The organism is Nostoc sp. DedQUE07, from assembly GCF_034530975.2.
Classification (GTDB): Bacteria; Cyanobacteriota; Cyanobacteriia; order Cyanobacteriales; family Nostocaceae; genus Nostoc.
This window is the reverse complement of the sequence record NZ_JAVRCC020000045.1, coordinates 49622-56105: the sequence shown is the minus strand read 5'-3', so window position 1 is coordinate 56105 and position 6484 is coordinate 49622. Positions and strand designations below refer to the sequence as shown.

9 protein-coding genes are annotated in these 6484 nt (G+C 42.4%); 5 read left to right on the top strand and 4 right to left on the bottom strand.

All coding sequences use genetic code 11. The features are described from left to right. From RMZ95_RS26000 to RMZ95_RS25985, 4 genes are all read left to right on the top strand, one after another. A partial coding sequence (locus RMZ95_RS26000) for a WD40 repeat domain-containing protein (RefSeq protein ID WP_409883834.1) occupies window positions 1-786 on the top strand: 786 nt, incomplete at its 5' end. A 46-nt stretch (window positions 787-832) separates the two neighbouring features. Then, window positions 833-994: a hypothetical protein gene (locus RMZ95_RS25995; RefSeq protein ID WP_322684192.1), complete on the top strand. Its 162-nt coding sequence runs from the start codon at window positions 833-835 to the stop codon at window positions 992-994. Window positions 995-1162: 168 nt separating this feature from the next. After that, window positions 1163-1567 carry a DUF4112 domain-containing protein gene (locus tag RMZ95_RS25990; protein ID WP_289799845.1) on the top strand — a complete coding sequence of 135 codons (405 nt, stop codon included), beginning with the start codon at window positions 1163-1165 and terminating at the stop codon, window positions 1565-1567. Window positions 1568-1938: 371 nt separating this feature from the next. After that, entirely contained in the window at window positions 1939-3144 is a 1206-nt protein-coding gene (locus RMZ95_RS25985) for a glutathione S-transferase family protein (protein ID WP_322684193.1), read from the top strand. Between the two features lie 4 nt (window positions 3145-3148). Here RMZ95_RS25985 and mtnB read toward each other — a convergent pair whose 3' ends face one another. From mtnB to cutA, 4 genes are all read right to left on the bottom strand, one after another. Next, window positions 3149-3784 (bottom strand): methylthioribulose 1-phosphate dehydratase, encoded by a 636-nt coding sequence (gene mtnB / locus RMZ95_RS25980; RefSeq protein ID WP_322684194.1) that lies wholly within the window; start codon window positions 3782-3784, stop codon window positions 3149-3151. Beyond that, a complete protein-coding gene (locus tag RMZ95_RS25975) occupies window positions 3775-4404 on the bottom strand; it encodes an HAD-IB family phosphatase (protein WP_322684195.1) in 630 nt (209 codons plus the stop codon). Before RMZ95_RS25975 ends, mtnB begins: the two co-directional genes overlap by 10 nt. Before the next feature lie 156 nt (window positions 4405-4560). Then, the gene (locus tag RMZ95_RS25970) at window positions 4561-5115 is read right to left on the bottom strand and encodes an acireductone dioxygenase (RefSeq protein WP_322671223.1); all 555 of its coding nucleotides are present in this window, start codon (window positions 5113-5115) and stop codon (window positions 4561-4563) included. 175 nt (window positions 5116-5290) lie between these two features. Further along, complete coding sequence (gene cutA, locus RMZ95_RS25965) at window positions 5291-5605, bottom strand: divalent-cation tolerance protein CutA (protein WP_322684196.1); 315 nt, start codon at window positions 5603-5605, stop codon at window positions 5291-5293. Window positions 5606-6048: 443 nt separating this feature from the next. Between cutA and RMZ95_RS25960 the strand changes: the two genes are divergently transcribed. After that, window positions 6049-6369, top strand: a complete 321-nt coding sequence (locus RMZ95_RS25960; RefSeq protein ID WP_322684197.1) for a pyridoxal-dependent decarboxylase — start codon at window positions 6049-6051, stop codon at window positions 6367-6369. Window positions 6370-6484: the final 115 nt, after the last annotated feature.

The following is a 6484-nucleotide window of genomic DNA, read 5'->3' as shown; positions in this document are numbered from 1 at the left end:
ACAGTAAAGTTGTGGAATCGCCAAGGTCTTCCCTTAGCTGAACCATTGCGCGGTCATGAGCGTATTGTCAATTCTGTTGCCATCAGCGCCGATGGGCAGACGATTGTTAGTGGCGGTACTGATGGCACAGTAAAGTTGTGGAATCGCCAAGGTCTTCCCTTAGCTGAACCATTGCGCGGTCATGAGCGTATTGTCAATTCTGTTGCCATCAGCGCCGATGGGCAGACGATTGTTAGTGGCGGTACTGACGGCACAGTAAAGTTGTGGAATCGCCAAGGTCTTCCCTTAGCTGAACCATTGCGCGGTCATGAGCGTATTGTCAATTCTGTTGCCATCAGCGCCGATGGGCAGACGATTGTTAGTGGCGGTACTGATGGCACAGTAAAGTTGTGGAATCGCCAAGGTCTTCCCTTAGCTGAACCATTGCGCGGTCATGAGCGTATTGTCAATTCTGTCGCCATCAGTGCCGATGGGCAAACGATTGTCAGTGGCGGTAATGACGGCACAGTGCGGTTGTGGAACCGCCAAGGTCTTCTCCTGGCTGAACCTTTGCGTGGTCATGAGGGTTATGTCTTACCTGTCGCCATTAGCGCCGATGGGCAGACGATTGTCAGTGGCGGTAGTGACGGCACAGTGCGGTTGTGGCCCAGTGGTTGGCGTGCATGGTTGCAAGTCTGCTGCGACAGGTTACGTTACCATTCCATCTTCACCAATCCGCAAACAGAGGAAGCAAAAGCTGCTTGCGAAGTCTGCCGTAAATATGTATGGAGTAAAGTAAACGGGTAAAAACACGGCATTGCCGTGCCTCTAAGAAGGCCTGTACTCGACTCAATTGCAAACGGCTATCAAAGCAGTAAGTGTCGGTTTGCGCTGGCAAGAACTTGCTGCTTACCTACAACCACAAATACACGAACACGCGATCGCCTTCCTGGATTTGCAATATATCTATGCATTGGTACGGGGGGTAAAGATGACTGGGCGGCAGAGATGTTAGAAAGTATGCAAACTCATGGAGAAAACGTCTTATATCATGTCCGGCTAATTAGTTATAATGCTTTTTTAGGCAGTATTCAAGATTTTTATTCATACTTGTTATTTCTAACGGTACAAGACAAAGAACTAAAAATGGTGCAATTTAAAAGTAGTGTAAATATGGTCAATTATGGACGCTGCCAAACGCCTTGCTACTCTAAATCGCATTCGCAAACTTAGCCGTCTGATGGATACATCAATACGTATTCCTTTGACAGGTTTTCGCATTGGCATAGACCCAATCATTGGTCTAGTTCCAGGTGCTGGTGATTTAATCAGTACAGCGTTTTCAGCTTACATTATATTTTTAGCTACTCAGTTTGGCATCCCGCGTCAAGACTTAGCCAAAATGATTTTTAATGTAGGTTTGGAAACAGTCGTTGGTACTGTGCCTTTAGTGGGTGATTTGTTTGATGCTTTCTATAAATCCAACATTCGGAATTTGGCAATTTTAGAGCAACATTTGACAGTAGTTGAACCAGAACTAAAAAAAGTGTCTGATGAACTTTACTCTCAAAAATTCAGCCAAATTTAAGTAGGAAAAGAGCGTAGTTTACGATCGCAGGCATCGCCATTGCACATTTACTATGTATTTTCTAGTACATTACTAGCCAGTTGTAGAGAAGCGATGACCGAGCGCTGTGGGTTGGCTGCTGAGTTCTTCTACAGCGTTAGGTCAACAACTGGCGATTTGCGTCTGTTCTGTTGATATCTTATTTAAAGGGCAATTCAGAGATAAGTTATGCCAAATTGCCAGAACCTTTGAACGTGGTATCGTCACTTCAACTTTTTCTTGAAGTGGAAAGAATTGATGCGCGAACCTATCGGTTAAATTAAGCCTTGGTGTAGTTGAAAATATTGTAGAGTATAGAATTGTCCTAAGTATTGCCCTACGCAACTCACCCTATGACTACCGCACCCTTAAGCTGGGAAGAACTAGAAACCCTCACGGACTATCAAATAGATACCGTTAATGGTCTCACCAATGCTAGAGCCAGGTTGCGCTTGTTTGGTCAGCCGGAATCTGATGTACGGGTAACGCTGTACCGCGATAACCATGCTTGGTGTCCTTACTGTCAAAAAGTTTGGTTATGGCTAGAGGAAAAACAGATCCCCTACCGCATCGAAAAAGTGACAATGTTCTGCTATGGGGAGAAAGAAAGTTGGTACAAACGTAAGGTACCATCAGGAATGCTCCCCGCGATCGAGCTAGATGGACGGATTATTAAGGAAAGCGATGACATTTTGATCGCTTTGGAAAAGGTATTTGCTCCATTGAACCAAGGGATGGAAGACCATAGGGTGCTTCCTCTACGGCAATTAGAACGACTTTTATTTAGAGCCTGGTGCGTTTGGCTATGCTCTAGAGCAGGTTCGTCTCAACAAGAACAACGCAACCGAGAACAATTTATCGGAGTAGTGGCTAGGGTAGAGTCGGCTCTGGGTAGCACCCCAAGCCCTTACTTTCTAGATAGCTTCGGCATTGTCGATGTCATTTTTACGCCATATCTCGAACGGATGAATGCGAGCCTTTACTACTACAAAGGCTACTCACTGCGGGAGGAAAACCCTCGTTTGAGCGCATGGTTTGCGGCAATGGAAAGCCGACCGACCTACTGCGGTACCCAGAGCGACTTTCACACCCACGCACATGATTTACCACCCCAGATGGGAGGTTGTTGGGAAAACGGCGAAACCCAGATGCTTCTCAATAAAGCGCGGGTGGATAACGGCCCCTGGTTTGGACTACCAGATGTTACTTATCCAGAGCCGGAAAACTCCCGTATGGAAGTTCTTAAACGAACAATCGATCACCGCATTAATATTATCCGAGTCAATCCCTTAGATGATAAATTGTTCGATCGCGCGCTACGTTGTGCTTTAACACACATGATGACAGGGGAAGACTGCGTACCTCCATCGGGATCTGATGTGGCTCTGCGATATTTGCGCGATCGCATTAATGTACCACGAGATATGTCTATCTACGCAGCCAAGCGATTGAGGGAATCCCTAGAAAAAACCGCAGCCCTTGCGGGTGATGGGCAGCCAGCCCCCATTCCCATTAAGCATCGACGAGATCAAGACCCGTCTAACTTTGCCATCAAGTAGGATTTCAGATATTTATGCCTAACCGAATGGCAGCAACCATGTAGCGAAAGATGTAGTCTAATAACTCAATATAATTACGAGCAGCTTCAAGAGAACAAGCCCAAACTGTCAAACCATGATCCCGAATTATGAATGCGGATATTTGCGGTGGAGTGACGGCAAAGCGTTGTTCAATATCACCAGCAATCTGGGCAACTTGGAAATGATTAGCAAAAATTGGCATTACACAACAGGGATTTTCTTGCCAAACTCCCAAACCTTTGAGCATTTCTAGGGGTGGTAAAAGTAAACTATCACCTTCAACCAAACGAGAAACCAAATTGCTCTCAATAGAATGTATATGATAACAAGCAAGTGATTGTGGAAACAGGCGGTAAACTAATTGATGAATAGCTGTTTCAGCTGAAGGTATCATCTGGGTGGCTGATGCTTCTATTTTGCCATCTGGAGCAATCAGAACAAAATCGTTGAGTAATAACTCACCCTTAGATTTACCACTAGCTGTAATCCAAAAACTACCATCAGCTAATTGAGCCGAGAGGTTGCCGGCAGTTCCTACCATCCAACCTTGTTGGTAAAAATACCGAGCATTGGCAATTAGTTGCAAACGAGGATCTGGTAATGTTGGGTTTAACTCCATGATTTTGCTAAATAATCGCGGATTTGGAAAAAATCATTCCAAGGAATATAGGGTTTTTGGTGTTCATCTAAATATTCTGCTAAGGGAGAGCGTGCAAAGACAACAGAAGCTTGCAATCCCATATTTAAGTCGGTAATGGAGTCACCAATCGCGATTTTTTCATCGGCTGGGTACCGATCCATAACTTGCACCTTAGCGATCAGTTCCGTATCTCCTTCGTATTCAGAATTTACTTTTAAATAAGCACTGCTAATATCGACATCTACAGCATAAATTTTCTCTATTCTATGCACTATCCTATCCAAAACAACCTCTACCATTCCCCGTAGTCCCCCAGAGATTACTATTAATGAAACTCCCTGAAACTCCAGAAAATCCAAAAATTCTATAAACCCAGGACGTATCAATTTAGGTTTAGTAAATTCCAGAATTTCTGGATAACTTGCAGATGGAATTGATTGCAGAATTTCCTTGACTCCCTCTCGCAGTGTCAGCCTTTTTGCATACATTTCAGGCAGTAGTTTTGCAGAAAGTACTGGTGCAAACTTTTTCAGAACCGCGACAAAAGTTTCGTCAACTGTAATAGTGCCATCAAAGTCACAAAAAACAATCCGCTTCATACTAATTCGTAATTCGTAATTCGTAATTCGTAATGTTTGATAATTTGGAATTGAGCGAAGAAAGATAAAAGGCAGAAAATATATTTTTGCCCTCTGCGGAACGGGTTTAAAACCCCTAAATTTATTTATGTCAATTACTTTCTGCCTTTTGCCTTCTCAACTCACTAGGGGTTGGCGGGTGCGAATTTCTCTACTTGTATATTGGGGTATCCAACCTTCTGTGGTGATGAAATAGCGTACTGCTTTCACTCGCTTTGCTGGGGTGAGATAAAACCAATGTTCGGTTCCGGCTGGAATGTTGATATATTCTTCTGGTTGTACTGTCAGTTCTACTTGACTACCATCAGAACGTACAAAGCCAAAAATCGCTTCTCCATCAATGATGTAGCGGACTTCATCATCTGCATGGGTATGAATTTGGTCAAACTTTGCCATTGACTCATCAAGGTTAGGAATCCCTTGATGAAGGACAACCAAATCACGAGATTTATAGCCGGCTGTCTGTTGTAGTTGCTCAAAGTAACTATCTATTGCTTTGAGTACTTGTTCTTTTTCATCTTCGTTGAGACTATCCTGTGCCAACAAATGTTGGAGTTTGGGGTTATCTCCTACCGTCTGACGATTAATTTGAATATTCAGGGGGGCTAATTCTTGAGCAATGTGAATTAAATCGGTGTAGAGAGTTCCATTTTCTAGTTTGAGAACTGCCATTTTTGACCTCCAGTAAAATAGTTAGAATAAGCCTTTTGAGGCATAAGGAACTTCCAACTAAAAAAATATCCTATCGTTGTGTAAGTAAAGGAGAAGGCTTGCTGTAAGTGACCCGTGCCGAGCGGTACTGAGGTAAGCCAACGGGAGCAGGGGAAGAAATGGTATTAGGTAATTTCTATTGTGAGCGCGGTGAAACTTCTGCATTCAACCAATTGACAAAACCCTGATTAACTGCTATCGGAGAAATTTCGGCGATGAAATTAGTATAAGTAATGTGCTCATGAATAAGTTTTTCGATTTCTAAAGCATAACCATCTTGAGTTTTGATAATTAAAACAACTTCTGGTTCTTCAGTAATTTCTCCTTGCCAACTATAAGCACAAGTAATCGGGAACCAATTGACACAAACTGCTAACTTACATTCTAGTAATGCCCGACCAATTTGACGCGCTTCATCTGTATTATTTAAAGTTACATAGTAGATTTTCATAAAAGTTTCCGACTTACAATTAGAGTGAGAAAACACGCCTTAATCCCTCTTGCTGGGCTACTGTTGCTTGCAAATGGGGTAAATGAGTATCTAGAGCTTCCACAGATGCCCACTTCTGTCCAAAAGTAAACTTATTTTATCTCGTTATGCCAGTATATTGACTCTGTTCTATCGATTGAGGCAGCAGTCGTGACTATTGCTTTGAAGTTTTGGGCTTACTTACTAATAGGATCGGTAGGGCTGGATGCCATTTAATACTTCTTGGTTAAGCAGAAAAGTGAAAAGAAAAAACCTTTAACCCAAACCCAGTAACCTTTTCGCAAAATCCGATTCCGAATTAAAAATCCTTAACTGATAAATATTGAGATGCCATTGAGTCGTGTGTGAATCTTTTGGCAGGGGGAGTAATCCAAGACTCAGCTAATAGTACTTCTTGAGTCGCTTTGATAGCAGCTAAAAAACAGTTAAAAGCAGATATTAATCAACTGGTTGTCTACACTTCTACTCAAGCACACTTTTCAATTGAGAAAGCTGCTATTGTAGCGGAAATTAAGCGAGAAAATTTCCATTTAATTAAGGTTGATGCTGATTATAGAATGTGTCCAGAATTACTACAACAGCAAATTGTTACAGATATTAAATTTGGGTTAATTCCTTTTTATATTGCTGCTACTGTGGGGATATTAACTTATTCGTCTCAAAAAAGTATTTCACGGGCGAGTAAGCTTTTTCTACCTTTGTCACTTTGGGGGTTTATCTTTTGATAGCAACATTTTGACTGCGATCGCAAAGCCTTCAAGCTCTTTAAATAGTAATTTTTGTTTGAATATTTATCTAAGATTGTAGACCATAGGCTTTTCTATAACATAGCTTATGGTC